The organism is Desulfomicrobium norvegicum (assembly GCF_900114595.1).
Classification (GTDB): Bacteria; Desulfobacterota; Desulfovibrionia; order Desulfovibrionales; family Desulfomicrobiaceae; genus Desulfomicrobium; species Desulfomicrobium macestii.
On the sequence record NZ_FOTO01000038.1, the window covers coordinates 1 to 1600 of the forward strand.

1 protein-coding gene is annotated in these 1600 nt (G+C 60.2%); it reads right to left on the reverse strand.

Annotated elements, in window-relative coordinates; genetic code table 11:
* Positions 1-1600: hypothetical protein (locus tag BMZ24_RS19300; protein WP_143077980.1), on the reverse strand; the 1600-nt coding region annotated here is incomplete at both ends.

The window sequence follows — 1600 nt, forward strand, 5'->3', positions numbered from 1 at the left end:
TTGACGGCGGCCGCGATATTTGCGCCGCTTTCAAGACCCGTGACCTCATCCCGGGTTATGGATTCAAGATAGGCGGCGACCTTGGATCTGTCCTTGTAGTGCTGGACAGCCATGTATATGCCCCGGCCGACCACCCGGCTCTTCAGACTGGAGACGGCCGCAATGTCTCCGGAACTCCCGCCGTAAAGCGCGAAACCCGCCTCGGCGGCGGCAATGGCCGCATCCAGTTCCGAGCGCGGGATCACGTTGCGATCAAGGCCAAATCCGAGAACGCGCAGTTCAGCCGGAGTGATGATCAGAGCGTTGCGATTGCTTGAAACCGCACTGGAACCCGGCAACATCCTGTAGAGATCCTGGGCCTGATCCCAGTTGTCGCCAAAAAAGGAATAAATTCCTCCCTTGCGGCTCAAGACCTGCGTTCCCGGCGTCAGCGCAAAATCCAGATTGGTGTTTTTCACCACCTTGGCCCGGATGGACATGCTGCCTTCCAGGGTCTCGATGGTGCCCGAATCGTTCTTCAATTCGAGCATGCGACTCCCGGCGCTCAAACCTTCCAGCACCATGTCGCCCAAAGACAGGATCTGGCCCCTCAGGTTATGCAGCATGCCGCCCACGTTGAACGTGGCCGCGCCGCCGGAGAAAAGAAAGTCCGTGTTGAGCAGATCGCCAAGCACGGAAAACGCGCCGTCGCCCTGGGCCAGAATCCGGCCACTGTTGTCCAGGCTGGACGAACCCAGGGCCAAAATGTCCCCGGAATGCATGACGCCCGTATTTTCCAGGGAGCCCAGCACATCGAATTCCAGGGCGGTTTGCGACAGGATGTCTCCATCATTGAAGAGCCCGCCGCCCACACCAAGGGCCCCTCTGCCGGTGGACTCCACCCGGCCGGAGTTGCGCAGATCGCCGGACACGTCGAACAATGCCGCGCCCGAAGCCAGCATCAAGCCGTCAGCAGTGTTCTCAAGGCTTCCCGCAACGGCAAAATCGACAGAGGCGTCGCCGGCAATTTTGCCGGAATTAAACAGATCTTCGGCCAGGGACAGGCTCAAATCGCCGGAGGCCAGAATCTCGCCCGCATTGGAAAGCCCGCCGCCCAGATGACAGGAGCCGCCCCCCGAATGCAGGGTGCCGGAGTTTTCCAGATCTTCGCCGATTTCAAAGACAGCGTCGCCCACAGCCAGGATTTCGCCCTCGTTGAGCAGCGTCCCGCCTGCTCGAAACAGGCCGGTTCCGCCGGATTGGATGACACCCGAATTCGTGATGCCGCCCTGGGCCGCAAGCTCCATCCCTGTCTGGGACAAAAAGCTGCCGTCATTGTTGATGACGCTGCCGCCGCTCTGCACGAAAAAGGCTTCCCCGGCATTCAGGACGCCCAGATTCTCCAGATCGGTGTCCAGATCCAAGGCCAGAGAAGCCAAGGTCAGCACCTGACCGGCAGGATCATTGCGCATGCTTCCAGCGTGAATCCGGCTGGACCCTCCGGAATAAATAATTCCCGAATTGCCCAAACCACCCGCCACCGCAAAATCCAGATCGCCCTGGGACAGGATGCGGCCGCCCTCATTACTCAGGCTGCCTGCGCTGATGAATGCACCCCGCT